This is a genomic window from Prochlorococcus marinus CUG1415 (assembly GCF_017696015.1).
GTDB classification, from domain to species: domain Bacteria; phylum Cyanobacteriota; class Cyanobacteriia; order PCC-6307; family Cyanobiaceae; genus Prochlorococcus_A; species Prochlorococcus_A marinus_AE.
In genome coordinates, this window is the sequence record NZ_JAAORL010000001.1 from 998,871 (window position 1) to 1,024,543 (window position 25,673).

Sequence of the window (25,673 nt, forward strand, 5' to 3'; positions counted from 1 at the left end):
TTAATTTTTAAGTACCTAATTTTTGTTTGAATTATTCAAAAACCAGTTTATTTGATGGACAATTCCTCTCAAAACATTTATTTCGTGCATTGATGTATTTGCCCTTAAAATGTAATTCTTAAATTTACTTATTTTTGCCCTTGAGGTATGTTTCAGAAGATATCCAACTCGCAGAAGCATTTCCTCTATCTCCACAAATGAATCACGTATTTGTTTTGAGGATGCAAGATTAAACAATTCTAAATCCTTATTAAAATTTCTATTAGAAGACTTATTTAATTCATACAAAACTATTGCAACTGCGTGAGAAAGATTTAAAGAGGGATTATTCTGTGAAGTTGGGATCTTAAAAGTTTTATTTGCCAGAAGTATTTCACTATTCGTTAAACCTCTATCTTCTCTTCCAAATATAATTGCTAAATTACTTATCTTTTTAAAAGACACAGTCCAATTAAAAATATCTTCAGAAGATTCAAAATAGGAATCTTTACTTTCATCAATTCTTCCACAAGATGCGAGAACTAAATCACAATCAAAAATAGCTTGTTCTAAATTATCAAAAATCTTGCAATGATCAATATATTTTTGACCCTTTAGGGCCATTTTTTTTGCTTCTAAAGAAAATATATCGCATTTTGGCGAAACAATTCTTAATTCTTCAACTTCAAAGTTGGAGCATAATCTTGCAACACTCCCGACATTTAAAGGTCCTTTTGGTTCAACTAATATAACTTTTAAATTAGAAAAATTTTTCTCCAAAATCACTCTAGGCTATGTAGATATTTTAATAAATTGGACATGTTTACAGGATCAATTTCAAAACTTGGCATAGGAGGAGTAAGGCCACCAGTAACTTGTTTTATTATCTCTTTATCATTTAAACGTTGAGTAATTGAGTGTAAGTCTGGACCCACTAATCCTCTTGCTGTAATTCCATGACATCCAACGCAATTTATCTTAAAAAGAGAGTCTCCTTCCTTAGCAGATCCATTAAGCTCAAGAGTTTCAATAATATATTTATTATTTTCACGATGATTTAAGAAAACTATTGAAAAACATATTAATAAAACTATAAAAACAATAAAAAACTTTTTCAAGAATTCTTTTTTAAAGTCTCTTTCTGCTGCAGATGATGAAGATGTTGACACAAAAAATAATCTCTATGTAACAATTGTGTATAAGAAATTCAAAAAAGGCAAAAAAATGATCGAGCCTCTTCTATGTGGAATTGTTTTAGGGTTAGTGCCCATAACTCTTCTTGGATTATTCGTAAGTGCATGGAATCAATACAGAAGAGGTTCAGGGATTTTGGACCTTGATTAAAAATGTTAATCTTGACTGTCCATAGTCTCTAACATCTATAGTTTCCCATAAACTCTTTTTTTTAATATTTAGTTTTTGAGAATGTTCACAAATAACTATTGAATCTTTTTTTAAAAAATTACAATTAAATATTTGATATAAAACTAATTCATGAAAATTCACATCATATGGAGGGTCTAGGTAAACAAAATCAAATTTTAATTTATTCATAATTTTAGATGATATGTTTCTTTCGTAATTTGGTTTTGTCCAGGTCAAAACGTCTTTACAAATAACATCAATATCGTTTTTTCTATTATCTATATCTTGCAACGATAATAGATTTTTTAAACAAATTTTTGAATTGTTTTTGTTTTTTTCAATTGCAATAATTTTTCTTGCACCATGATTATATGCTTCACAAGATATTGCTCCTGTTCCACTAAATAAATCTAACCAATTACTATTCTCAACTCTATTGTTCAATATATTAAAAATAGCCTCTCTAACTCTCAACGTTGTAGGTCTTGTATAACTATTATTTGGACTATGTAGTCTTTTACCTCCTATTAATCTTAAGTTTGCCTTCATCCGTAATATTAGTTATTGAATATTATTCAACCATCTTCTCAAAAGTTTTTCCCCCGTTTTACCAGATTTTTCTGGATGAAATTGACAAGCTAATAAATTATCACTTTCAATTATCGCTGTTAATTTTTCAGAACCATAATTAACCTGAGCTGCAATAATATTGAGGTCCTCTGGGATCGCATGATAGGAATGTACAAAATATACCCAATCATTTAATTCTTCTAGATCTAATAAAGTATTTGTTTTTTTAGGTAAAAGCTGGCACCAACCCATATGAGGAATTCTTTGGTTAACTATATTAGGTATTTTTTGTATTTTGCCCTTTACAATGCCTAGTCCTTGAACTTTTCCTTCATCACTAGATTCAAAAAGGAGTTGAAGACCTAAACAAATACCTAAAAAAGACTTCCCACTATTAATCCAATTTTTCAAATCAGATATCAAATCCATATTTACAAGATTATCCATTGCAGGATCAAATGCTCCAACACCAGGAAGTATTATCGCCTTACAATCCTTTGATTCACTAAAGTTTTTAATTAAGAGTATTTCTTCTCCAAGACTTTCTAGAGATTTTGTTACGGAATGAATGTTGCCCATTCCATAGTCTACAAGTCCAATTTTATGCAAAACTCTTTTTTATAGATGCTTAGTTAAAGTGCTCGAAAGAGTTGCTTTTGGTACAGCTCCAACCACAGTATCTACCTTTTGACCTCCTTTAAAGATCATTAATGTTGGAATACTTCTAATTCCATATTGACTCGCAACATTTGGATTCTCATCTGTGTTTAATTTAAAAACTTTAATTTTCCCTTCAAAGTCTTTAGAGATTTCTTCTACCACTGGTGCAACCATCCTACATGGACCGCACCATGGCGCCCAAAAATCAACCAATACTGGTAGATCACTTTGCAGTACATCCTTGTCAAATGAAGAATCAGTTACGGCTGGAGCTGATGACATAATTTAAATATTCCTTTTTGAAAATTTAGCAGGCTATTCTTTTAAGTGATGATTTCATTACAGATAAAATAATATAAGTAACAAAATATCAAAAAAAGCCCGATTAATCGGGCTATTTAGTGTGTGAGGAGTATGGGGTTTCCCCCATTTTTTAATAATAACTCCTAATGCGAAATTTGTTCAATTTAAATGAAAAATAACTAAGGAGTTCTAATTTGCTTCATGACAAATTATTTACCCATTCCAAGCTGTTGAGCTTTTTGATAAACCTTACCCTCTGTTAGAAGAGATGGTGCAATAACTATTTCAACCTCTTGCATTTCTTTGATGTTTTTAGCTCCAAGAGTGCTCATTGATGTTCTAATTGCCCCTAATAAATTATGTGTACCGTCATCAAGCAAGGCAGGGCCTCTAATTATCCTTTCTAAAGATCCTGTAGAGCCAACTTCAATTCTTGTCCCTCTAGGCAAGATTGGACTTGGAGTAGCCATACCCCAGTGAAATCCTTTACCTGGAGCATTTGAGGATTTAGCAATTGGCGAACCAATCATTACAGCATCTGCTCCACATGCTAAGCATTTACAAATATCTCCGCCTGTAACAATTCCTCCATCACCAATAATAGGGATATAACGGCCATTTTCTTTATAATAATCATCTCTAGCTGAACTACAATCAGCTATTGCAGTAGCTTGAGGAATTCCAATCCCCAATACACCTCTTGAAGTACATGCTGCCCCAGGACCAATTCCAACCATTAATCCTGCGACTCCAGCCTCCATAAGAAGTTTGGCAACTTCGTATGTTACACAATTACCAGCTACAACTGGGACATTCATAGATTGGCAGAGATTTTTGATATTTAAGGTTTCCTTACCTTCCATACCAAGGTGCTCTGTTGACACGACTGTTCCTTGAAGGAAGAATATATCTATTTTGGAATTATTAAGTGTTTCTTTAAATTTAATAGCAGCTTGAGGAGTTCCACTAAATGCAGCTATGCCTCCTCTTTCTTTAACCTCATTTATTCTCTGTAAAATCAATTCCTCCTTTACGGGTTCACTGTATATGTTCTGCATTAATGGAACAAAATCATTTTTCCCGACAGATGCTATTTGATTAAATATTTCATCAGGGTTTTTATATCTTGTTTGTATGCCCTCCATATTAATTACCCCTAAGGCACCTAATTTGGTAAGTTCTACAGCTGTATTAACATCAACAACACTATCCATTGCACTAGCTACAATTGGGACTTCTCTCTTTAAATTACCTATGGACCAGGAAGTGTCAGTTAAATCATAATCAAGCGTTTTTTTGCCCGGAACTAAAGCTATTTCATCAATGCCATAAGCCCTTCTGACTTTTTTGTTTAAACCAAGTTCAATATTCACGGAATTTTTCATTTATTCTGATTAAATTAACAACTAAAGGGGTAATAAGCCAAGGTTTATTCAAAAACAACAGGTTTTTTTTTAATTTGTGTGTAAATGTGAGTATTTGAGAATTAAATATATCTTTTTTTTATTTCATTATGACAATCAACGATTATTATTAAAAAAAGGTTTTTTGTATGTCTGATATTGTAGATTCCGACAATTCTGGATTAAGCGAAGATAACGATCGAATTATTCAGACCGACTTAAGAAATGAGATGTCTCGCTCTTATCTAGAGTATGCAATGAGCGTTATAGTTGGTCGTGCCCTCCCAGATGCACGGGATGGATTAAAGCCTGTTCATAGAAGAATTCTTTATGCGATGTATGAACTGGGTTTAACTAGCGGTAGACCTTATAGAAAATGTGCAAGGGTTGTTGGAGAAGTACTTGGGAAATACCACCCTCATGGTGACACTGCTGTCTATGATGCTTTGGTTAGAATGGCACAGGATTTTTCAATGCGGATGCCACTTATAGATGGTCATGGAAACTTTGGCTCTGTAGATAACGACCCGCCAGCAGCAATGAGATATACAGAATCTCGTCTGCAATCTCTCACAGATGAAAGTTTACTAGAGGATATTGAATCTGAAACAGTAGATTTCGCTGATAACTTTGACGGCTCTCAACAAGAGCCAACAGTTTTACCTGCAAGAATCCCTCAACTACTTTTAAATGGATCATCTGGAATAGCAGTAGGAATGGCAACTAATATTCCACCCCATAACTTAGGAGAATTAATCAATGGTCTCAAATCTATAATTAAAAACCCTTCGGTTGAAGATAGAGAACTTTTTGAACTAATTAAGGGTCCTGATTTTCCCACTGGAGGTCAAATCTTAGGAAAAGATGGTATTAGAGAAACCTTCAAAACAGGAAGAGGTTCAATAACGATGAGAGGTGTAGCAAATATTGAGCAAATTAAGTCTGCTGGTAGAGCAGAAAAAGATGCCGTTATAATTACGGAACTACCTTTTCAAACTAATAAAGCGGCCTTGATAGAGAGAATTGCAGATATGGTTAATGAAAAAAGATTAGAAGGTATTTCTGATATTAGAGATGAAAGTGATCGAGATGGGATGAGAATTGTTATTGAGTTAAAAAGAGATGCCTATCCACAAGTAGTTTTAAATAATTTATTTAAGTTAACACCTCTACAAAATAACTTTAGTGCAAATATTCTAGCTTTAGTTAAAGGAGAGCCCACAACTCTTTCTCTTAGGAAAATGTTAGATGTGTTTCTAGATTTTAGGGTAGAAACAATAAGGAGAAGAACAGGATTTTTATTAAAAAAAGCAGAAGAAAGAGATCACATTGTAAAGGGTCTTTTATTAGCCTTAGATTCAATGGATGAAATTATCTCTCTAATAAGATCAGCAAAAGATACTGTTTCAGCTCGAGAAAAATTACAAACGGATCATGAATTATCTTCCACACAGGCAGATGCAATTTTACAAATGCAATTAAGAAGATTAACAGCTCTTGAGGCAGATAAAATTAAAGCAGAACATGATGAGTTAACACAAAAAATCAACCAATATCAGCAAATATTAAATAGTAAAGAAAAAATTCTTGAAATTATTCTTGAAGAACTTAATAAAATCAATGAAAGATTCGCTTCTCCCAGAAAAACAGAAATATTAGATTTAGGTGGTGGGCTAGATGATATTGATCTTATAGCCAATGAGAGATCAGTGGTTCTATTAACTGAAGCAGGTTATTTAAAAAGGATGCCTGTTAATGAGTTTGAATCTACCAGTCGTGGGTCAAGGGGTAAAGCTGGCACAAAGACCCAAGAAGATGATGACGTGAAATTATTTATAAGCTGTAATGATCATGATACTCTTTTGCTTTTCAGTGATAGAGGAGTAGCTTATGCTCTCCCAGCATATAGAGTTCCTATGAGTAGCAGAACAGCAAAAGGTACTCCATCAGTTCAACTTCTCCCAATCCCAAGAGAAGAAAAAATAACTTCAATTGTTGCTGTAGATTCTTTTCATAACGATTCTTATTTACTAATGCTAACAAAGGCCGGCTTTATAAAAAGAACTTCACTTTCTGCTTTCTCAAAAATCCGATCAAATGGATTAATAGCAATTAATCTTGAAAATGGAGATGCTCTAATGTGGGTCAGATTATCAAAAGAGGGCGATAGTGTTTTGATTGGATCAAGAACAGGAATGGCGATTCATTTCAGACTAGATATAAATGAATTAAGGCCACTTGGCAGGACCGCAAGAGGGGTTAAATCAATGAACCTGAGAGAGGGAGACAATCTAGTTTCCATGGATGTTTTAACATCTGATTTGGTTGATCAATTAGCTAAAATTGATGAATCTAATAAAGAAATTGAAGTTAATCTCGAGGTCAACTCTTCAGATGGTCCCTGGGTATTAATAGCCAGTGCATTTGGACTAGGAAAGAGAGTACCCGTAACTCAGTTTAGACTACAAAAAAGAGCAGGGATGGGTTTGAGAGCGATAAAATTCAGAATTAAAGATGATGTACTAGTGTGTTTGAAGGTCCTAGGAGAAGGAGAAGAATTACTTTTTGTGACCGAAAAAGGTGTAATCGTAAGAACAAACGCAGATAAAATTTCTCAGCAATCTAGAGCTGCTACTGGAGTAAAATTACAAAGATTGGATGAAGGTGATCATTTATCAGAAGTTGTTTTAGTTCCTCATGAACAAATAGAGGGAACAGATCAACTTAGCTCAGGGGAAGAAAATTAAATGTCGAATGATAAATAAATAATATGAAAGTTCTTGATATTTTAATTTTAGGTTCCGGTCCTGCAGCATTATGTTTAGCTTCTGAATTAGCTAAGCAGGATCTAAATATAAAGGGAATATCAACAAAATCTCCAAATGAAAAATGGGAGAATACATATGGGATATGGGCCTCTGAATTAGAAGAATTAGGGTTAGAGACTTTGTTATCTCACCGATGGTGTAAGACAGTTAGTTTTTTTGGAAATGGTGAAAATAAAAAGGGGAATCTCCCAACAAAACATAATTACGATTATGGTTTAATAAATCAAGAAGCCTTTCAAAATGAATTGCTAAAAAAATGCAAGGGTATTGAATGGTTGAACGAAACGGCTAAAGATATTACGGAGAAAAACAACCTATCCGAAGTGATTTGTTTTTCAGGTCTAACAATAAAAGCAAGGTTAGTTATTGATGCAAGTGGGCATAAAAGTAATTTTGTAAAAAGGCCCGTTCAAAATGAAATTGCTCAGCAAGCTGCATATGGAATTGTGGGAAAATTCTCTTCGCCACCTGTTAATAATGAACAGTTTGTTTTAATGGATTTTCGTCCAAATCATTTAAATAAAGAAGAAAAGTTATACTCTCCTTCATTTCTTTATGCAATGGATTTAGGAGATGAAACTTTTTTTGTAGAAGAAACTTCATTAGCCAGTTATCCAGCATTATCGCAAGAAGCTCTTAAAAAACGACTTTTCAAGAGGCTGAATAGTAAGGGTATTAAGGTAAGTGCAATTTTTCATGAAGAGAATTGTCTATTTCCAATGAATTTACCTCTTCCATTCAAAAAACAATTTGTACTTGGTTTTGGAGGGGCAGCAAGTATGGTGCATCCAGCATCAGGATATATGATCGGATCTTTATTAAGAAGGGCTCCACTACTAGCAGAAAAATTAGCAATCTTTTTAAAAGAACCACATCTAAGCTCTCTAGAGCTAGCAACAAAAGGTTGGAACGTCCTATGGCCTTACGAATTAACACAAAGGCATAAACTTTACCGATATGGTCTCCAAAGATTAATGAGTTTTGACGAAAGTAGACTAAGAAGCTTTTTCTCAAATTTCTTTAGGCTATCTACCAAAGAATGGGTAGGTTTTCTAACGAATACACTTCCTCTTCCAAAACTAATTTATGTCATGTGTAAGATGTTTATAAATTCACCTTTAAAAGTAAAGCTTGGAATGCTTAATTTAAATTAGTATTTTTTATTTTCGCCAATCATCAATATTTATATCGGGGAAAACTTTATCTTCATCCTCAATATCTTGTAGGAATTTCCAATTAATCTTGGAATGATTTTTAATCATTTCAACTAATTTCCAGAACCTAGATAAGTGTCTTTTTATCCTCTCTTTTGCAAGCTCAGTGGTAGTTCCAGCTCGTAGGATAAAACTCCAATCAGAGGACTCAGAGAGAAGTAATTCTCTCGCTGCCTGATTGAAAAGTCTTATAGATAAATCATTATTAGATTTTTGAGAACATAAATCAACAAATGCTGATCCTGCTTTTGTGATCTCTGGAACGATCCATGCATTTGCATCATTAATCCAGTAATTATGGTAACCACCTTGTCCCCAGCTTGATGGTGATGGATTACAAATCTGAAGATTTGGCTTTTGAGTTAAAAATTCTTTTAAATTTGTCAGCTTAATTGAATATTTACTAGAGTTCTTTAAAATATTGTAAATAAAAAGAGGTCCCTCATACCACCAATGTCCAAACAACTCAGCATCAAATGGAGCCACCAATAATGGTATGAAGGAAGAAGATAAAGTTAATTTTTTTAATTGTTTGGATCTTTCAAGAAGATACTCATTGGCATGTTCCTCTGCCTTTTTTATGGCTTCATTTTCTAAGTAAAACTCCTTATCCCCTAGTGTTGCTTTTTCATTTGTAATTTTATAGTATTTTAATCCCAAAGGCCTTTCACTTGAAATACCCTTCTTCTGGAGATTAGAGAGAGGTAATTCCCACCCCAAATCTTTATGAAATTCTCTATAAACTCCATTACCTGGGAAGCCATCCTTAGCAGACCAAACTGGTAAGGTCGACTCACTATCTCTTCCGAAGAAAGCAACTCCTTTTTTAGAGCAGATTGGAGCATAAACACCATATCTAGGCCTTGGAGTAGCATTTAGAATCCCATGACCATCTAAGATTGCGTATCTAATCCCAGAATTAAATAGTATTTCATCTAAATTTTCATAATATGCACATTCAGGCAACCAAATACCTAAAGGCTTAATTCCAAAAATATTTTCATGGCTCCTAATGGCTGTATTAATTTGTCCTTTAACCGTTTCAGGATTCTCTCTCAGGATTGGCAAATATCCATGTGTAGCGGCACAAGTAAGAATATCTAAATTTCCAGATTTATTTAAAAGTTTAAACTTCTCAATTAAATTTCCAGAACATTCTTGCCAATAAAAGTATTTATCATTGAGATTCTTCATTAAAAATGCAGAGGCATTTTTTTCTTTCTGTGGTAGCTCGTTTAAGAAATCAATCCTTGTTTTAATCCAACTTGGGAAAGTTTCTTTTAATTGTTTATTATCAAGAAGTGATAACAATGTTGGAGATAAACTAATTGTAAGTTTTGTACTTAAAGGATTTTCTATTTTGGAAGATTCTATTACTTGAAGTAGTGGAATGTAGCATTCTAAAATCGCCTGAAACAACCAATCTTCTTCTAAAGAGTTTTTTTCATTTTTTCTGACATAAGGAAGATGAGCATGTAAAACTATCGCTAATTGACCTAAAAAATTCTTTTTTGGGTATTGCCCATTCATATTTTTTATTACTTATGCATGTAATTCTATAAAAAATCAAAATTAACCTTTTATAAAAAGGAAGCCTTAATTCTAAAAGAATACTTTAATAAATAAAGTATTTTGTTTTTTTTTTCAAAAGTTTAACCAATATTGTTAAGTTATAATCTTAATCCAAGTTTTTATTGAAAAAAAATCTAGTCAATTTTTTTTAATTAGCTTAATATAAGATTAATTAATGTTGCCTAATGTCCAAAGATCCTGGAAGAATTTTGATCTTTGATACAACTCTTCGAGATGGAGAGCAATCTCCTGGTGCTAGTTTAAATCTTGAAGAAAAGCTTGCTATCGCCCATCAATTAGCAAGATTAGGAGTAGATGTTATTGAGGCTGGATTCCCTTTTGCAAGTCCCGGAGATTTTAAAGCTGTTAATAAAATTGCCAACGTTGTAGGGAAAGAGAATGGTCCTGTAATATGCGGTTTAGCTAGGGCCTCCAAAGGGGATATAAAAGCATGTTATGAAGCAGTAAGTGCTGCTCCAAAAAAAAGAATACATACTTTTATTGCAACAAGTGATATTCATCTTAAACATAAACTTAAAAAATCAAGAAAAGATGTTCTTCACATAGTTCCAGAAATGGTTAATTATGCAAAATCATTGGTAGATGATATTGAGTTTTCTTGTGAAGACGCCTCAAGAAGTGATCCTGACTTTTTATACGAAGTGATTCAACTAGCAATTTCTGCTGGAGCTACAACAATAAATATCCCTGATACTGTTGGATTTACAACTCCTAGCGAATTTGGCAAATTAATTGCTGATATAAATAAAAATGTTCCAAATGTTGATGAGGCAGTAATCTCCGTTCATGGTCATAATGATTTAGGTTTAGCAGTTGCCAATTTTCTAGAGGCAGTAAAAAATGGAGCAAGGCAACTAGAATGTACGATTAATGGAATTGGCGAAAGAGCGGGGAATGCCTCACTTGAAGAATTAGTAATGGCTCTGCATGTTAGAAAAAGTTTTTTTAATAGTTTTTTCAAAAGAAATCCAGATTCACCAACTCCTCTTACTGCTATTAGAACAGAAGAGATAACAAAAACTTCTAGGCTCGTTTCCAATCTAACTGGAATGACTGTTCAACCAAATAAAGCAATTGTAGGAGCCAACGCTTTTGCCCATGAGTCAGGCATTCATCAGGATGGAGTCTTAAAAAATAGACTAACTTACGAAATTATCGATGCAAAAACTGTTGGCTTAAGTGACAACAAAATATCTTTAGGGAAACTTAGTGGAAGAAGCGCTGTAAGAGCAAGATTAGAAGAAATGGGATATGACTTGAGCAGGGAAGACTTAAATGATGCTTTTGCTCGTTTTAAGGATTTAGCTGATAGGAAAAGAGAAATTACTGATAGAGATTTAGAAGCAATTGTGAGTGAACAAGTACAGCTTCCAGAAGCTAAATTTCAATTAAGTTTAGTTCAAGTAAGTTGCGGTAACGCATCTAAACCAACAGCCACCATCACACTTCTAAACACCGCAGACAATACAGAAGATACAGCTGTAGCAATAGGGACTGGACCTGTTGACGCTGTATGCGTGGCATTAAATAAGTTAGCTAATGTTCCTAACGAATTGATTGAATTTTCTGTAAAGTCCGTGACTGAGGGTATTGATGCTTTGGGCGAAGTGACAATAAGAATAAGAAGGGATAATAAGATATATTCTGGTCATTCTGCTGATACCGATGTAGTTGTTGCAGCTGCGAATGCATACATTAATGCTTTAAATAGGCTTGTATTTTCCGAGAAAAAAAATTCAATCCACCCACAATTTGATAATTTAGAAAATCCTGAAAATACATTTATATCCGATCATTTAAATTAAATTATTTATTAGGATTATTAAGTAGGCTGAAAAAGAGTTACATAATACTGTAGATTAATTTAATAGTTAATGTAGTAAATAATGAGAGAAAGGGTTTTTGGATACTGGGCACTTTCATGGGTTGGGTTAATCAGCAACATAATTGCACTTCCAATAATCGCATTAATAATAAGTTTTGGACCTCCACTAAAAGTCGCAAATATAACTCTTGCCATAAGCCTTGGTTGGCCTGCTGCCATAGTAGGAATAGTTTCTTCAGCAGCTCTTTTAGCAGAGAGGAAATGGGGAGTAACTTTAACTCTAGTATCCCTATCAATGGCAATTTCCGGTATGGGGCCTTATTCGGTAGTGAGGCTAATAACTCTTCAAGACATTTTTGGAATTGGTGGGTTTACTCTTTTAACAACATTAATAAGCTCATTAGCTCTTTTATATTGGTGTAATCCAAAACATCGAAGAAGTATTAGACTATAAATTATTTAAAAGAAAATCAAGAAAAAGTATTATTTTTGCTAGTTGGATACTGAATTCTTCTATGTCTAATTCTTTTCCAGACATTCAAGAAAGCCCTTTTAATTAAAAAAATTTCGCCCTTCGATAAATTACTATCATCTAATTGGCCATCTTTTTGACGTGAGTAGATAATTTTAGATATTATTTCCAAAGCTTCTTTATCAGATGCATTTATATTCATAGCTCTTAGGGCTGCTTCACATCCATCAGCAAGCATTAAAATAGCTGTTTCTTTTGACTGAGGCACAGGACCATTGTATCTAAAATCATTTTCATTAATCTTGATATTTTTTTCTTTAGCCTTGTGAAAAAAATATCCCATTTTCAGAGTGCCTTGATGTTCTGGGATAAAATTTGCTATTGGTTTAGGTAGTCTATTTTTTCTTGCATACTTTAAACCTTCATCAACATGCGCCTGTAGTACCTCTGCACTTCTCATAGGATCATCTATTTCGTCATGTGGATTTCTTGAACCATCCTGATTTTCAATAAACCAATTAGGGGCATGTAATTTACCAACATCATGATACAACGCGCCAGTTTTAATTAGATCAATATCACCACCAATCATTCTTGTTGCTTCCTCTGCTAAACCACATATAAGTAAGGTATGTTCAAAAGTACCAGGAGCTTCAAGTGACAATCTTCTAATTAGAGGTTTCTCTTTATCTGCTAATTCCAGTAATCTTGCTTTAGTTAATAGTCCAAATATCGATTCAAAAATAGGAATAAATAGAATAGTAAAAAGCATTACTATTGCTAATAACAAGGAATCTGAAAATATATCGCCTTTAGCAAAAACAAATTCTTCTTTATTAATAAGAGATATTTTATCTTTACCTATCAATATCCATTGACTCAAGAACGATCCAATTGGAACAAAAATTGATAGTTGAAGTAACTGAGCTCTACTTCTTATTCTTCCTCCAAGGAGAGATACTACAGAAGCGCAAACTAATAAAATAAAAAATAATTTGTTATTAATAGCAACTGATGAGTCAGGCCAACTGATGCTCGCTATTGATACCCAAGATAAAGCAGTTATACTTCCCATTCCTTGAGATATTATTAACGCAGGTGGGATTATAATAGATAATGGACTTATGGTTGAAGCCAAGGTTAATTTCGAAGCTTGCACAGCTAAAAGAAAGGTTATGAGAAGAAAAATCTGTCTTGAAGAAATTGTAGGATTCTCTTTTTTTGAAACTAATATCAAAATCCATGAACAAATAAGTGTTTCAGTAAAGGTCAAAAGCCAAGAAAAAATATCTGAGATATTTAAAGGCAAAATAAGAAGTAATTTATAAGAAGAAATTATTGAAATTAAAATGCATATTAAGAAAATTATAAGATTATCAATTTTTGAAATTCTAGTTGGTTGTTTTATTGGAACTTGACTCCTCCTCCAAAGATAAAACAATTTTTTTAAGGTAGTTGTGATGTTTTTCACAGAATATAAATAAATCTATTTGATTAATTTAAAATTATAGGCATGCTAGGTGTAAAAAGGAGATGTGTTTCTAAATGTCATTAAAATTAGACGGTAAAAAATTATCTCTTGAAATTGAGGAAAGATTAAATAACTATATTTCTAGTAATAAAAAAATTGCTAATAGAGCTCCTGGTTTAGCTGTAATAAGAATAGGTGAAGACCCCGCCAGTGGTGTTTACGTTAATAACAAGGAAAAAGCATGTTCAAGGGTTGGGATAAAGAGCTTTATTTTTCATCTAAAAGATAATGTAGAGCAAAAAGAAGTTGAACAATTAATAAACAAACTAAACTTTGACAGGGATATTGATGGAATGTTGCTACAACTCCCCATACCAAAGAAGTTTGATGAGCAACGACTGATAAGTCATATCAATCCAAGCAAAGATGTAGATGGATTAAATGAGATAAACATCGGCAAATTAGTTAAAAATGAGCCTGCGATGAGATCATGTACACCAGCAGGAATTATTAATTTATTAAGATCCCAAAATATTACAATTGAAGGGAAGAAAATTGTTGTTATTGGAAGAAGTTTACTAGTCGGGAAACCCTTATCGCTTATGTTGTTAAACCTTAATGGGACGGTAACAATGACTCATTCAAAAACATTAAATTTAAATAAAGTCTGTAAGGAAGCTGACATACTAATTGCTGCTGCGGGGAAACCTAATCTTATAGATTCTAGTTTTGTAAAAGAGGGTTCAGTGATTATTGATGTTGGGATACATAGATTAAAAAGTTCTGATAAAAACAAAACCAGATTATGTGGCGATGTATTATTAGAAGATGTCATTTCTAAAGTATTTGCTTACACACCTGTTCCAGGAGGTGTTGGACCAATGACCGTAACAATGTTACTAGTAAATACTATTTTTAGCTGGCAAAAACAATTTGGTTTATCATCAACCCTAAATGATCTTTTGCCATAAATTCTAAGATGAAAAAAATTATTTTTAAAGGTATAAAATGACTGACTTTATAAATAACATTTCAGATTTTGAAAAATATCTAGAAAATGCAAAAAAAGTTGTAGAAGAAGCACTTGATTTATCCCTAGGCCCCGAGAATCCAGAAATACTTAGAGAGTCAATGAGATATTCTCTTTTAGCTGGTGGTAAAAGAATACGTCCAATTTTATGTTTAGCCTCTTGTTCACTGGCTGGAGGAGAACCTTCTCTTGCTGTTCCTACCGCTGTAGCGATAGAAATGATTCACACAATGTCCTTGATTCATGATGATTTGCCCGCTATGGACAATGATGACTTAAGGAGAGGTAGGCCAACAAATCATAAAGTGTATGGAGATGCAATAGCTATTCTCGCAGGAGATGCTTTATTAACTAGAGCCTTTGAAATGGTCTCTTTAAGAAGTCCAGGAGTTGATCCAACTAGATTATTAAAAGTAATCGGTGAACTTTCCTTGGTTGCAGGGGCACCGGGTTTAGTAGGAGGACAAGTTGTTGATTTAGAATGCGAAGGCAAAGAAGTTGACCTTGAAACCCTAGAGTATATTCATCTTCACAAGACTGGTGCTTTATTAAAAGCTTGCGTCAGAACAGGCGCGATGATTGCAGGCGCTAACGAAAACCTATTACAAGCTTTGACAACATATGCTGAGGGAATTGGATTAGCTTTTCAAATTATAGATGATATTCTTGATTTAACTTCAAGCAGTGAAAAGCTCGGTAAAACTGCAGGTAAAGATCTTTTGGCTGACAAAACTACATACCCTAAATTACTTGGAATGGAGGAGTCAAAGAAAAGGGCATTTGATTTAGTAGAAAAAGCAAAAAAAGCAATTGAACCTTGGGGTTCAGATGCAAAGTATTTAATATCCCTAGCTGACTTTATTACAAATAGAGACCGATAAATAGTTTTAAGTTATGTCTGAGTTTTTTGCCTTTTTTAATAATTCAGTTCTTTTCTGGAGTTTATTATCCTGTTTACTAGCTCAATTTTTTAAAATTGTATTCAATTTCTTTTCAACTGGAGAGATAAGATTTGGAATCATGTTCGAGACAGGTGGTATGCCTTCAAGTCATTCCGCCTTAATAACTGGTGCGACATCTGGTATAGGTTATGAATTAGGATTTGATAGCTCTATATTCGCATTAGCTGTTGCTTTAGCACTCATAGTTATGTATGACGCTAGTGGTGTTCGAAAAGCAGCTGGCATTCAAGCTGCAGAAATCAATAAAATATCAAAGAAACTAGACTCTCAATCTGAAGTCCTTTTAAAAGAAACCCTCGGCCATACAAAAATTGAGGTTATGGTGGGTAGTTTTTTAGGACCATTAATTACTTTACCTGGAATGTTTTTTTTAGGATCCCCTCTTAAGATATTTGATTTGATAATAAATTAAGAATCCTTTGAATAATCAGTTTGGGTTGCATCTATCAAGTTCTTTGCTACTTCTAGAGAACTTGGAAAATGTAAGTGAATCCAACTTGCATGTAATTTATTATCAAAAACGCCTTCATTTTTGTATTCAGTTTCCCAAGATTTAATTTTCCATGGGGAAGAGAGTTTATTCTGATGCCCATCTTTTCTTAAATCAAATTCATATAAATTATTTTCAATTTCCCAATAATGAAATTCATGTCCTCTAATTAATTGATTTTGTTTAATGATCGGAGTATCTTTTAAACCCTTAATGTATCTATAACCTACTGAAAGTTTACTTTTTTTTGATCTAAAAGGTAGGATACCACTCATTTTATAATTATTACCATTTTCATCTTTTATGAAGTCTCCTAAAATCATCATCCCTCCGCACTCAGCATATATAAATCGATTTTTGCGGAATTTCCTTAACGAATTTAAACTTTTTCTAGATTTACTTATATGATCTGCATATTTTTCAGGGAAGCCCCCAGGAATTATTAAAGAACAAGCCTCATCAGGTATTTCTTCATCATCATAAATGCTCCATGATATCAAAGGTATTCCTATTTCATTTAAAAACTCCTTAGTTTCAGGATATTGAAAATGAAAGATTTTATCTTCTGCAATTGCGATAGGTTTATTTTTGTCTATTTTAAAATCTTCAAAACTAACAGAATTAAATATTTTCTTTTGAGGAGATATTAGAAATTTAGTTAGAGAAAATACATCAAGATTTCTTTCGGCGAAGCTTGCAAAATATTCAACATCAATTGCCTTGCCATTATCAAATGGAGATATCAAACCTAAATTAGCTTTGTTTAAAGTTATTTTCGAATCTGTAGGTAAAAAACCAAGAATTTCGATATTTTCATTTTTAAAAACTTGTTTGATTAATTTTTTATGTCTATCTGAATTAACGTTGTTAAATATAATTCCTGCTATCAACAACTCACTATCGAACTCTCTGAAACCTCGAACAGTCGCTAATAGAGAAGCGACTTGACCTCTAGCATTAACAATAAAAATTACTGGGACATTGAGAAGTTTAGCTACATTTGCTGTGCTTGAATAAGTTGTTGAACCTAATCCATCAAATAGGCCCATTGCTCCTTCAATTAATGAGAATTCATATTTTAAAGAATGTTTAAAAAAACTTTCTTTAACCCATTCTTCACCGTTTAAAAAAACATCTAAATTCCTACAAATAGGTTGGCCAATTGAACTAAGTTGTTGTTGATCAAGATAATCTGGGCCAACCTTGAAAGTTTGTATCTTTATACCTTTTGAAAAAGCCCAACAAGATATCAAAAGCGATAAAGTAGTTTTCCCACTATCAGTTGAAGGAGAAGATATTACACAAGGCATTTATTAGTTATTAAAACCATTAAATATTTCAAGGGCTATTTTAATAGCATTCTCAAAAAGAGGACTTGTATTACCTCTACTACTTCCCAATAATTTACTAACATCATACTCTGATGAAGAAAAAGAATTTGGAACAACTTGTTCTATTAATTCCATATTAGCCATTCCCCCTGCTTCAAGTCTCATACATTCCACTGACTCACATCCAAGTATTACACAAGTGTTATTTTTTTGAACATCACTAATTTTTGAAATCAACCTCAATCCAATAACTTGTCCTAAATGAATACTTGGATTACCCAAAGGTAAAGGATTAATAGATGTAGAAATTTTTTCGCCATTAATTCTTTCAAATTCTATTTTTGTTGAATCTTTATCCCTTTCAACTCTTAAAAAAGACCAACCAAGTTTATCACTAATCCATGAGATCAAAAACAAAGCTTGAATCATATGATCTCCTGCGATATCAATATCAATATCAGTAATATGTTCTAAAATTGGTCTCCTCGATGGCGGATCAAAAATCATCGCCAATGATTCCCTCCAATTTTTCAACCTAACCCAATTTAAATCATTAATAGGTTTATTTGATTTCTTTAATTGCTCTAAAACTTTTAAACATCGGCTAGGCGATCCAAGAGCAGTATCAATTATTAACCTTAGACCATTATTAGTAAAGTATTCAAAAATTTCAGGCGATTCATTCAAGCTTCCATTCCACCACAACCAAGAAGGTAATTCATTAATAGATAATTCATCAATTATTTTTAATCCTTTATGGGTTATTGAGGCAGAATCCCCCTTAATAACAACTAAATCCCCACATATAGGTTGCAAAGACTGACTATCACTTAATGGACAGTAAGCGGATACAAAAGTTTGGATATCTGAATTTTTATTTAACGTTGGTGCTAAAGTTATTAATCTCCTTGGATTTAATGTACTTATTGATGATTCAAAAAATTGTCCTCTAAAGTCTTCAAAGTCTTTATTAGATAGATTATCCTTCAACAAATTCAACAATTCTTCACTATTAAGGGACGTAGAGATAGGAAGTCCTTCATCAAGGATAAATTTTTTGGCTACTTCAATTATCTCTGGACTTAAATTCCCTGTAATTGGTCCAGTTATCAATCCAGCATGAACTAAACATTGTTCTAGCCAGGCTGGCTGCCAAACAATTAATGTAAAAGTATTAGCTCCAGTATTATCTTTATCTTCTGAAATCCATAACTTATTAAGGTAATTAGAAATTTCCTGATAAGGAAGCTCTAATGGGGTTTGGAGTGTTAATTGAGGTTTCATTTTTAAGGTCTGCGCCAGAAAATATTATCTTTTGAAAGTAATTGATCAGACTCAGGAGGTCCCCAGGTCATAGATTCATAATTATAAACAGGTAACTTCCAAGGAGAATTATCCATCAATTCTATGAGTGGTGTATAAAGTTTCCAAGCGGCCTCTACTTCATCACTTCTTGTAAATAAGGTTGGATCAGAAAGCATTGCATCAGCTAATAATCTTACATAGCCTTCATCTGAGGGCTCTCCGAATGATTCATCATAAGAAAATTCCATCTCAACAGGTCTGGATTTCATTCCAGAACCAGGCGACTTTACCTCGAATTTAAAAGTAGCGCCTTCATTTGGCTGAATTCTAAGAATAAGTTGATTTGGGGCAGGATTTATTATTGTTGATTCGAATAAATGAACAGGAACGTCTTTAAAGGTCAAGACTATTTCTCCAAGCCTTTTGGGTAGTCTTTTTCCTGTTCTCAAATAAAAAGGGACTCCTTGCCAACGCCAGTTATCAACGAAAACTTTTGCCGCAATATAAGTTTCTGTAGTGCTATTACAATGCACACCATCTTCCTGCCTATATCCTTTGAGTCGGTTTGAGATATTTCCTCCCTCTCCATATTGACCTCTTATGGAACAATTCCACGGTTCATTTTCGTCAGCAAGTTTTGAAGCCTGGAGAACCTTAGCTTTTTCATTTCTTATTGCTTCCGGTTCAAATTTACCAGGAGGTTCCATAGCAGTAACAGCAAGCATTTGAGTCATATGATTTTGAAGCATATCTCTTAAAGCACCAGAGCTTTCGTAATAACCTGCTCTATCTTCAACACCTACTGTTTCAGATGAAGTAATTTGAACACTCGATATATAATTTCTGTTCCAGATTGGTTCAAAAATAGTGTTAGCAAACCGTAAAACAAGAATGTTTTGAACTGTCTCTTTACCTAAATAATGATCAATCCTATAAATCTGACTTTCTTCAGCACAACTTTGAACAATCTTGTTCAATTTTTTTGCACTAGAGTAATCTCTCCCAAAAGGTTTTTCAATAACTAAACGACTTTTCTTAGGGTCATCCAAAAGGCCAGCAGCTTTTAGCGCTTTACATCCACTTGCATAGAAATTAGGTGATACTGATAAATAGAATGTTCTATTCCCATGAGTAGCTTGTGTTTTATCAATTTCATTTAATCTTTTAGAAAGCCTTACTAAATGGTCACTTTGTTGTAAATCAACGGGTTCATAGAAAAGATAATCAGAAAATTGCTCCCATTCCTTCTCTTTACCAGATATTTGATTGGAAAGCTTTACTTTCATCTTTTCTCTAAACTCATTATCAGTCCAAGGTCTTCTCGCACAACCTACTATTCCAAATTCACTAGGAATTCTTCTTTGCAAATAGAGTTCAAATAAGGCTGGTATTAATTTTCTATGAGTAAGGTCTCCACTAGCACCAAAGATTACCAAGCTTTGAGGAGATATGACTCTTTCCTGCCGTAAACCTAATCGAAGAGGATTACTTAAAGTTGAAGGCATATTTTTAATATTCTTATTTTTAAAATCCTCTTTTTTTTAAAGATTAGCTACATATTGTGTCTAAACCAAAAAGTATCTTAAATTCAAATCTCAAAGATTTAGTAAGTTTCTACGTGCCATCTTCCTGCTTTTTTTAGTTGAGGTCTTAATTCTGACCAGTTCAAGCCTTTTTCTTCTGCAGCCTTAGTCATAGCTTCATCTATCCCAGGCTCCATACCCTTTAACCCACAAAGATATATATGTGTCTTCTCATCTTCAATCATATTGAAAAGCTCGTTTGCAGATTCTAAAACTCTATCTTGTATATACATTCTTCCACCTTTGGTATTTTGCTGCTCACGGCTAATGGCTTTTGTATATTTAAAATTATCTGGATAATCAGAAAGATAACTCTGAAAATCTTCTTCATATAACAAATTTGAAGATTTTGGAGCCCCCATAAATAACCAAGCTTTGCCTTTGAAATTCCATTTATTTTTTTCTCTCTCACTTGCTTCAAACATTCTTCTTAAATAAGCTCTCATAGGTGCAATTCCAGTTCCAGTAGCCAACATAATAATGTTTGCGTCCTCTTCATCTGGAAGGAGCATCTCCTTACCTACAGGACCTGTAATTTTTACTTTATCTCCAGGCTTAATATCGCATAAATAAGTGGAACAAACACCATTGATTGTCTCTCCATCTTTTTCGTACTGAAGCTGTCTAACACAAAGGGAAACTGTATTTCCATTAAAATCATCTCCATGTCTAGTGCTAGCTATTGAGTAAAGTCTTAGTTTATGAGGCTTCCCGTTAGCATCTTCCCCTGCGGGCATGATACCTATACTTTGACCTTCAATATAATTTAAAAATGGATCACTATCTTTAAGGTCGAAAGTTATGTGATTCACTCTCCCAATTGCCCCTTCTTTAAGAAGACTATAGTTTTCTATTACAGTTCCTTCATAAGGTGTCTTAGGTCTATAAATATTAACTGGAACGTCTGCATGTTTTTTCTTCACCATTTTTGGTGCTTCTACTTTTGAAGATTCTGCTTTCGAAACATTCACCTTTTTGGGTTCGACAACTTTTGCCTCAGTTTTTTTTGTTTTTGCTTCGTCAACAAATTTTAAGGCCCTTTTATTAAAAGTTGTCAGTAAAAAATAGAAAACAGCTATAACTACTGGTATATGAGCTAACCCGCCTGCGATTACTTTTGCTTGTGAATACATTTTTAAGATTTCTTTTATAAAAGATTATCAATTTGTAGTATAATTTGTAGTGATTTTACAAAAATGGTTACGTTTTGAGATCGGAATATATAAAAAAAATTATTTTTATTTTTCAGAATTTGTTGTTTTTATCTGTATAGTTACACAGAAATAATTTTTTATCTAATTAAAAAATTCATTTATGATTAATTCTCAAGAATCAGTAGATCATTCTAAAAAAAATGATTACAGGACAATTGAGCAAACGATGGAAAAGCTTTCTGGCGGAACGAGAAGACTTGCAGCTCAACTAACTACTTCTGCAAGTTTCGAATCTTTATGGAATGTTTTAACAGATTACGATCGACTCAATCTCTATATCCCAAATCTCTTGTCAAGCAAAAAAATATATCAAAAGGACAATAATGTTCACTTAAAACAAATTGGAGCTCAAGACTTTCTCGGCATGAAATTTTCAGCAGAAGTCACTATAGATTTATTTGAGGAGAAGAAACTTGGCCTTTTAAAATTCAATTTAATTAAAGGAGATTTCAGAAAATTTGAAGGCAGCTGGAAAATTCAAAAGATTAAAGATACTTCAAAAAATTCATTAATTTATGATCTTACTGTTCAAGGTTGTCAATGGATGCCCATAGGAATGATAGAGAAAAGACTAAAAAAAGATCTTTCCGAAAACTTGATCGCCGTTGATAGACAAGCAAAATCCTCAATAAATTAGCTTAAAACTTTAAATAATAGCCCCAAGGGGATTCGAACCCCTGTCGCCTCCGTGAAAGGGAGGTGTCCTAGGCCTCTAGACGATGGGGCCAAGAAATCAGCTCAACAGCTTATTAAAACTAAGAGTAAAACTAGCCTTTCGTCAAGTATTGTTGCTCTTTGTTTTGTCCTTGCCACACAGGAACAGTAAAATGAAAGCAAGAACCAACGCCAACTTCAGATACAACCCATATTCTTCCTCCATGGACTTCTACTATTCTCCTACATACAGATAATCCTATTCCGAATCCTGAAGTCCCCTCAGAAGTCTGTGGAAGCCTTACTCTATCAAGAAAAATTCTTTTTTGTTCGTTCAAAGGAATACCTGCACCTTTGTCACAAATTGTTATTTCCACCCATTGATTTGTCTTGTGGATCATTGTAATTTTTATAGCTCCAAAGTCTTTAGAAAATTTAATAGCATTTTCAAGTAAATTTAAAAATACTTGCCTCATTCTTCTTTGATCTGCGAATACACTAGGCAAATCTGATGGAATATCAGTATCAATTTCAATATTTCTTATTCTCCAGAATTTTTCTAATTCGAGAATGACTTCAGCACTAATACTGCCTAAATCAATTTTTTGAGGATTAAATAACGCTTCCCATTTTGTTGTTCCAACTTCTAAAAGATCCTGCGACAAGAGTTCAATTTCTTCTAGACGTCTTTTAATTACTTCTTGCAATTTTGAAATGTCTATTTGTCCAAGTTTTTGACTTTGAACAGCCAAATTGGCTGCAGTTAAGGGGGTTCTTAATTCATGAGCGACCATTCTTAATAATCTTTCCTGAGATTCTATTCTTTTTGTTAATGTCTCATTTTCTTGTCTTAAAACAAGAAGTTCGTCTTCCAAAAGAAATTCTTTTTGAGTTCTTATTGAATCAATTCTGGATGGTTGCAAATTAATTCCTAGATCTTTTGTTAGGCCTTCCTGTGTCCACCTTGGCAACCATTTCTGCAACTGCGAGAAAATATTACTTCCAGCAAATATTTGCTTTGGAGCTGGAGAAACCTTTATAAGAGCAGGAATAGCGACTAGTCTATGTAATTCAAGTAATTCTGGCTGTTCTGTAGGCTCAGAAATCTGAAGAGATATCTCAAATTCACAATCATCTGATTCTAGATAAGCTATTAGTGACTTAATATCAGCACTAGAAAGTTGATTTCTACCTACTACAAGTATTAATTTTAGCTCTTGTTTATCATTCAAATGATTTCCCATGAAGTGTTGAAAAGCTGTTAATGCTTATAAACACATTAAGATATTTATCTTTATTCTACAGATAAGCTATGAAATAAATAGAACTTATTTATAAATGGATGCTATTAAATAAGAAAAAACTAAATTTTGGAGACAATAATTCTCCGGAAATCAGTTTAAACAGTAATTTAAAAAGATGGTTCTCGAGAAATATTGGACTTTGGAAATCTCAAAGAACATATTTTCTTGAAGAAACAAAAAAAACTTATAATTTATGCATGAATATAAAGATACAAGCTCTTGAAAATAAATCAGAATGGGAGTCGCACTATAAATTCTCATGGTATACAGAAAAAAAATATAATTTTTTTGAGGAAAATCCACAATATAAGGAACAAGGAGAAATGCAAGCATTTTTAAAAGGTCACCAACTTGTGAGGGGAAATTTTTATTTAAGTAATGTTGCAGGAATATCAAATATTAAACAAGTCGATGAAAACGAAATGATTTTTGAATCTTCTTATAAAGATTGGTATATTTTGGAACATTCAAGACTAGTAGATTCGGATAATTATAGATTTAGAGTTATATATTCATGGAACAAAAACAAACTAAAAATAGTGGAAAATCATCATGAAATAAAAATTATTAAGTAAGTCCTTTTCATAAATTAATTTTAAAATTAAAAATGTTATCTTAATTATAAAAAGTTATTAATTAATGGGAATTAATGTGTATTCAAAAAAATTTATTAATTTTATAAGTCTTCCGATTTTTATATATTTATCTCTTTTTGAGATAAATATGTCTAATAGAGAAATTAAAGCAGAAAAGCAATTAGTTCCTGCTACAGAAAAAGATCTCTATTTATATAAAGGAATGGGAGCATCGTATCTTTGTATTGCATCAAAAGCAGGTATTGAATTTTCTAAAGCAGTTGGTGTTGCTACAGCAACTTACGTACAAGTAATAGAAGGTAAACATGGAGGATTAATAAAGGAATTAGGAAATAAAAAATTAGAAAGAAAAAAACTATTTTCAGGTGCAGAGTTTCAAATTGTAACTACAGCTCTTCAATATTGTCCCAACAGTATTCCCAAAGATGTCTCTAAAAAAGTAAATGAAATAATTGAAAAAAATAAAAAATAATTTTAAAAATCACCTGAACATCGAACTAACAGAACTCTCTTCATGAATTCTTGAAATAGCTTCTCCCAACATATTTGCAACTGAAAGAACTTTTAACTGAGGGAAACTTTCTTTCAAAACTACAGGAATACTGTTAGTTACTATAACCTGTTCAAATAAATCTTTCATACTCAATCTTTCATAGGAAGGAGGCGAAAAAACTGCATGAGAAGCGCATGCAAATATTCTCTTTGCACCCTCTTTTTTCAGTAAGTTTGCACCAGAGCAAATTGTACCCCCTGTATCAATCATATCGTCAATGAGGATAGCCGTTTTACCCTTTACCTCTCCAATCACTGTTAGACTTTCCGCAATATTATGAGCCGCTCTTCTTTTATCAATTATTGCTAATGGAGCATCTTTCATTAGTTTTGCAAATGCTCTTGCTCTAGCAACTCCCCCTACATCAGGAGAGACAACTACAACTTCCTCTAAATTTAAAGTTTCTAAATAATCAATTAAAACAGGAGATCCGTAAATATGATCACATGGGATATCGAAATATCCTTGTATTTGAGCAGAATGTAAATCCATTGCCAAAACTCTATCTACGCCGGATTTTTCAAGCAAATTAGCAGTAAGTTTTGCAGTTATAGACTCTCTTCCAGAAGTCTTCCTGTCTGCTCTTGCATATCCGAAATATGGTATTACAGCTGTTATTTGTCTAGCCGATGCTCTTTTGCATGCATCAACCATTATCATCAATTCCATCAAGCTATCATTAACAGGTGCGCATGTAGGCTGTATGAGAAAAACATCGCAACCTCTAATGGATTGCTGAATCTGAACGTAAACTTCTCCGTCAGCAAATCTTTTAGATATTAAAGGAACATTTTTAATCCCTAAATATGATGCAATTTCTTCAGCTAATTTAGGATTTTTAGTTCCACTTACTAGCCTTAATCTACTTTTAGTTAGATTAAAGTTCGATTCTTTATTCTGCACTGCCGTGATAAAACTTGTCACGAAATTAGCACTATAAAACTATATTCTTATCGTAGTCGTTTATG

Annotated in this window: 25 protein-coding genes and 1 tRNA gene; 11 read left to right on the plus strand and 15 right to left on the minus strand. The window is 33.0% G+C overall.

Features of this window, described 5'->3' with window-relative positions; all coding sequences use genetic code 11:
* Positions 1-15: 15 nt before the first annotated feature.
* Together HA143_RS05775 and HA143_RS05780 are read right to left on the minus strand one after the other, a co-directional pair.
* On the minus strand, positions 16-765 hold the full coding sequence (locus tag HA143_RS05775) for an RNA methyltransferase (protein ID WP_209084139.1): 750 nt from the start codon (positions 763-765) through the stop codon (positions 16-18).
* Positions 762-1,148: a cytochrome c gene (locus HA143_RS05780; RefSeq protein ID WP_348534776.1), complete on the minus strand. Its 387-nt coding sequence runs from the start codon at positions 1,146-1,148 to the stop codon at positions 762-764. Before HA143_RS05780 ends, HA143_RS05775 begins: the two co-directional genes overlap by 4 nt.
* 55 nt (positions 1,149-1,203) lie before the next feature.
* On the opposite strand from HA143_RS05780, the gene petG reads away from it, so the two are divergent.
* A complete protein-coding gene (petG, locus tag HA143_RS05785; protein ID WP_209084147.1) occupies positions 1,204-1,323 on the plus strand; it encodes a cytochrome b6-f complex subunit V in 120 nt (39 codons plus the stop codon).
* On the opposite strand, the gene rsmD is transcribed toward petG, so the two are convergent.
* The 4 genes from rsmD to HA143_RS05805 form a co-directional block, all read right to left on the minus strand.
* Positions 1,300-1,893 carry a 16S rRNA (guanine(966)-N(2))-methyltransferase RsmD gene (gene rsmD / locus HA143_RS05790; RefSeq protein ID WP_209084156.1) on the minus strand — a complete coding sequence of 198 codons (594 nt, stop codon included), beginning with the start codon at positions 1,891-1,893 and terminating at the stop codon, positions 1,300-1,302. The genes petG and rsmD overlap by 24 nt on opposite strands.
* 12 nt (positions 1,894-1,905) lie before the next feature.
* Positions 1,906-2,523, minus strand: coding sequence for an imidazole glycerol phosphate synthase subunit HisH (gene hisH / locus HA143_RS05795; protein ID WP_209084158.1), 618 nt, complete (start codon positions 2,521-2,523; stop codon positions 1,906-1,908).
* Between the two features lie 9 nt (positions 2,524-2,532).
* Entirely contained in the window at positions 2,533-2,856 is a 324-nt protein-coding gene (gene trxA / locus HA143_RS05800; protein ID WP_011376622.1) for a thioredoxin, read from the minus strand.
* A gap of 230 nt (positions 2,857-3,086) precedes the next feature.
* Positions 3,087-4,250, minus strand: coding sequence for a GuaB3 family IMP dehydrogenase-related protein (locus HA143_RS05805; protein ID WP_209084503.1), 1,164 nt, complete (start codon positions 4,248-4,250; stop codon positions 3,087-3,089).
* A 179-nt stretch (positions 4,251-4,429) separates the two neighbouring features.
* Here HA143_RS05805 and gyrA point away from each other — a divergent pair, with 179 nt between their 5' ends.
* Both gyrA and crtL read left to right on the plus strand, forming a co-directional pair.
* Complete coding sequence (gene gyrA / locus HA143_RS05810; protein ID WP_209084160.1) at positions 4,430-7,027, plus strand: DNA gyrase subunit A; 2,598 nt, start codon at positions 4,430-4,432, stop codon at positions 7,025-7,027.
* A 23-nt stretch (positions 7,028-7,050) separates the two neighbouring features.
* Positions 7,051-8,262: a lycopene beta cyclase gene (crtL, locus tag HA143_RS05815; protein WP_209084162.1), complete on the plus strand. Its 1,212-nt coding sequence runs from the start codon at positions 7,051-7,053 to the stop codon at positions 8,260-8,262.
* Between the two features lie 6 nt (positions 8,263-8,268).
* On the opposite strand, the gene HA143_RS05820 is transcribed toward crtL, so the two are convergent.
* Entirely contained in the window at positions 8,269-9,852 is a 1,584-nt protein-coding gene (locus HA143_RS05820; protein WP_209084164.1) for a glycoside hydrolase family 57 protein, read from the minus strand.
* A 227-nt stretch (positions 9,853-10,079) separates the two neighbouring features.
* On the opposite strand from HA143_RS05820, the gene HA143_RS05825 reads away from it, so the two are divergent.
* Together HA143_RS05825 and HA143_RS05830 are read left to right on the plus strand one after the other, a co-directional pair.
* Positions 10,080-11,720, plus strand: coding sequence for a 2-isopropylmalate synthase (locus HA143_RS05825; RefSeq protein ID WP_209084165.1), 1,641 nt, complete (start codon positions 10,080-10,082; stop codon positions 11,718-11,720).
* A gap of 81 nt (positions 11,721-11,801) precedes the next feature.
* A complete protein-coding gene (locus tag HA143_RS05830) occupies positions 11,802-12,194 on the plus strand; it encodes a hypothetical protein (protein ID WP_209084173.1) in 393 nt (130 codons plus the stop codon).
* A gap of 16 nt (positions 12,195-12,210) precedes the next feature.
* Here the strand turns inward: HA143_RS05830 and HA143_RS05835 are convergent, their stop codons facing one another.
* Positions 12,211-13,683: an HDIG domain-containing metalloprotein gene (locus tag HA143_RS05835; RefSeq protein WP_209084175.1), complete on the minus strand. Its 1,473-nt coding sequence runs from the start codon at positions 13,681-13,683 to the stop codon at positions 12,211-12,213.
* A 74-nt stretch (positions 13,684-13,757) separates the two neighbouring features.
* Between HA143_RS05835 and folD the strand changes: the two genes are divergently transcribed.
* Genes folD through HA143_RS05850 form a run of 3 tightly spaced genes read left to right on the plus strand, consistent with a single transcriptional unit; the run spans position 13,758 to position 16,087 of the window.
* Positions 13,758-14,654, plus strand: coding sequence for a bifunctional methylenetetrahydrofolate dehydrogenase/methenyltetrahydrofolate cyclohydrolase FolD (folD, locus tag HA143_RS05840; RefSeq protein ID WP_209084183.1), 897 nt, complete (start codon positions 13,758-13,760; stop codon positions 14,652-14,654).
* A 37-nt stretch (positions 14,655-14,691) separates the two neighbouring features.
* A complete protein-coding gene (gene crtE / locus HA143_RS05845; RefSeq protein WP_209084186.1) occupies positions 14,692-15,594 on the plus strand; it encodes a geranylgeranyl diphosphate synthase CrtE in 903 nt (300 codons plus the stop codon).
* Positions 15,595-15,607: 13 nt separating this feature from the next.
* Complete coding sequence (locus tag HA143_RS05850; RefSeq protein WP_209084188.1) at positions 15,608-16,087, plus strand: divergent PAP2 family protein; 480 nt, start codon at positions 15,608-15,610, stop codon at positions 16,085-16,087.
* On the opposite strand, the gene HA143_RS05855 is transcribed toward HA143_RS05850, so the two are convergent.
* The 4 genes from HA143_RS05855 to HA143_RS05870 all read right to left on the minus strand — a co-directional run bounded on the left by HA143_RS05855 (position 16,084) and on the right by HA143_RS05870 (position 21,517).
* Complete coding sequence (locus HA143_RS05855) at positions 16,084-17,475, minus strand: cobyrinate a,c-diamide synthase (protein WP_209084190.1); 1,392 nt, start codon at positions 17,473-17,475, stop codon at positions 16,084-16,086. The genes HA143_RS05850 and HA143_RS05855 overlap by 4 nt on opposite strands.
* Before the next feature lie 3 nt (positions 17,476-17,478).
* Positions 17,479-18,780, minus strand: coding sequence for a glucose-6-phosphate dehydrogenase assembly protein OpcA (locus tag HA143_RS05860; protein WP_209084192.1), 1,302 nt, complete (start codon positions 18,778-18,780; stop codon positions 17,479-17,481).
* Between the two features lie 2 nt (positions 18,781-18,782).
* Positions 18,783-20,306, minus strand: a complete 1,524-nt coding sequence (zwf, locus tag HA143_RS05865; protein ID WP_209084194.1) for a glucose-6-phosphate dehydrogenase — start codon at positions 20,304-20,306, stop codon at positions 18,783-18,785.
* A gap of 98 nt (positions 20,307-20,404) precedes the next feature.
* A complete protein-coding gene (locus HA143_RS05870) occupies positions 20,405-21,517 on the minus strand; it encodes an FAD-binding oxidoreductase (RefSeq protein ID WP_209084196.1) in 1,113 nt (370 codons plus the stop codon).
* 181 nt (positions 21,518-21,698) lie between these two features.
* Here HA143_RS05870 and HA143_RS05875 point away from each other — a divergent pair, with 181 nt between their 5' ends.
* Positions 21,699-22,235: an SRPBCC family protein gene (locus tag HA143_RS05875; RefSeq protein WP_209084198.1), complete on the plus strand. Its 537-nt coding sequence runs from the start codon at positions 21,699-21,701 to the stop codon at positions 22,233-22,235.
* A gap of 17 nt (positions 22,236-22,252) precedes the next feature.
* On the opposite strand, the gene HA143_RS05880 is transcribed toward HA143_RS05875, so the two are convergent.
* Positions 22,253-22,325, minus strand: a tRNA-Glu gene (locus tag HA143_RS05880).
* A 40-nt stretch (positions 22,326-22,365) separates the two neighbouring features.
* Positions 22,366-23,484: a histidine kinase gene (locus tag HA143_RS05885; protein ID WP_209084506.1), complete on the minus strand. Its 1,119-nt coding sequence runs from the start codon at positions 23,482-23,484 to the stop codon at positions 22,366-22,368.
* 110 nt (positions 23,485-23,594) lie between these two features.
* Between HA143_RS05885 and HA143_RS05890 the strand changes: the two genes are divergently transcribed.
* Both HA143_RS05890 and HA143_RS05895 read left to right on the plus strand, forming a co-directional pair.
* A complete protein-coding gene (locus HA143_RS05890) occupies positions 23,595-24,131 on the plus strand; it encodes a hypothetical protein (RefSeq protein ID WP_209084200.1) in 537 nt (178 codons plus the stop codon).
* Positions 24,132-24,279: 148 nt separating this feature from the next.
* The gene (locus tag HA143_RS05895; protein ID WP_245210865.1) at positions 24,280-24,624 is read left to right on the plus strand and encodes a Villin headpiece domain-containing protein; all 345 of its coding nucleotides are present in this window, start codon (positions 24,280-24,282) and stop codon (positions 24,622-24,624) included.
* 9 nt (positions 24,625-24,633) lie between these two features.
* On the opposite strand, the gene HA143_RS05900 is transcribed toward HA143_RS05895, so the two are convergent.
* Complete coding sequence (locus HA143_RS05900) at positions 24,634-25,629, minus strand: ribose-phosphate pyrophosphokinase (RefSeq protein ID WP_209084210.1); 996 nt, start codon at positions 25,627-25,629, stop codon at positions 24,634-24,636.
* Positions 25,630-25,673: the final 44 nt, after the last annotated feature.

What these genes read in the sequence shown, in the direction of transcription:
- HA143_RS05825 (WP_209084165.1), top strand. Translation starts at nt 10,080, where the DNA reads ATGTCCAAAGATCCTGGAAGAATTTTGATCTTTGATACAACTCTTCGA.
- folD (WP_209084183.1), top strand. Translation starts at nt 13,758, where the DNA reads ATGTCATTAAAATTAGACGGTAAAAAATTATCTCTTGAAATTGAGGAA.
- HA143_RS05855 (WP_209084190.1), bottom strand. Translation starts at nt 17,475, where the DNA reads ATGCCTTGTGTAATATCTTCTCCTTCAACTGATAGTGGGAAAACTACT.
- HA143_RS05870 (WP_209084196.1), bottom strand. Translation starts at nt 21,517, where the DNA reads ATGTATTCACAAGCAAAAGTAATCGCAGGCGGGTTAGCTCATATACCA.
- HA143_RS05875 (WP_209084198.1), top strand. Translation starts at nt 21,699, where the DNA reads ATGATTAATTCTCAAGAATCAGTAGATCATTCTAAAAAAAATGATTAC.
- trxA (WP_011376622.1), bottom strand. Translation starts at nt 2,856, where the DNA reads ATGTCATCAGCTCCAGCCGTAACTGATTCTTCATTTGACAAGGATGTA.
- gyrA (WP_209084160.1), top strand. Translation starts at nt 4,430, where the DNA reads ATGTCTGATATTGTAGATTCCGACAATTCTGGATTAAGCGAAGATAAC.
- HA143_RS05830 (WP_209084173.1), top strand. Translation starts at nt 11,802, where the DNA reads ATGAGAGAAAGGGTTTTTGGATACTGGGCACTTTCATGGGTTGGGTTA.
- HA143_RS05820 (WP_209084164.1), bottom strand. Translation starts at nt 9,852, where the DNA reads ATGAATGGGCAATACCCAAAAAAGAATTTTTTAGGTCAATTAGCGATA.
- HA143_RS05890 (WP_209084200.1), top strand. Translation starts at nt 23,595, where the DNA reads ATGCTATTAAATAAGAAAAAACTAAATTTTGGAGACAATAATTCTCCG.
- HA143_RS05850 (WP_209084188.1), top strand. Translation starts at nt 15,608, where the DNA reads ATGTCTGAGTTTTTTGCCTTTTTTAATAATTCAGTTCTTTTCTGGAGT.
- crtL (WP_209084162.1), top strand. Translation starts at nt 7,051, where the DNA reads ATGAAAGTTCTTGATATTTTAATTTTAGGTTCCGGTCCTGCAGCATTA.
- zwf (WP_209084194.1), bottom strand. Translation starts at nt 20,306, where the DNA reads ATGCCTTCAACTTTAAGTAATCCTCTTCGATTAGGTTTACGGCAGGAA.
- crtE (WP_209084186.1), top strand. Translation starts at nt 14,692, where the DNA reads ATGACTGACTTTATAAATAACATTTCAGATTTTGAAAAATATCTAGAA.
- HA143_RS05860 (WP_209084192.1), bottom strand. Translation starts at nt 18,780, where the DNA reads ATGAAACCTCAATTAACACTCCAAACCCCATTAGAGCTTCCTTATCAG.
- HA143_RS05895 (WP_245210865.1), top strand. Translation starts at nt 24,280, where the DNA reads ATGTCTAATAGAGAAATTAAAGCAGAAAAGCAATTAGTTCCTGCTACA.
- petG (WP_209084147.1), top strand. Translation starts at nt 1,204, where the DNA reads ATGATCGAGCCTCTTCTATGTGGAATTGTTTTAGGGTTAGTGCCCATA.
- rsmD (WP_209084156.1), bottom strand. Translation starts at nt 1,893, where the DNA reads ATGAAGGCAAACTTAAGATTAATAGGAGGTAAAAGACTACATAGTCCA.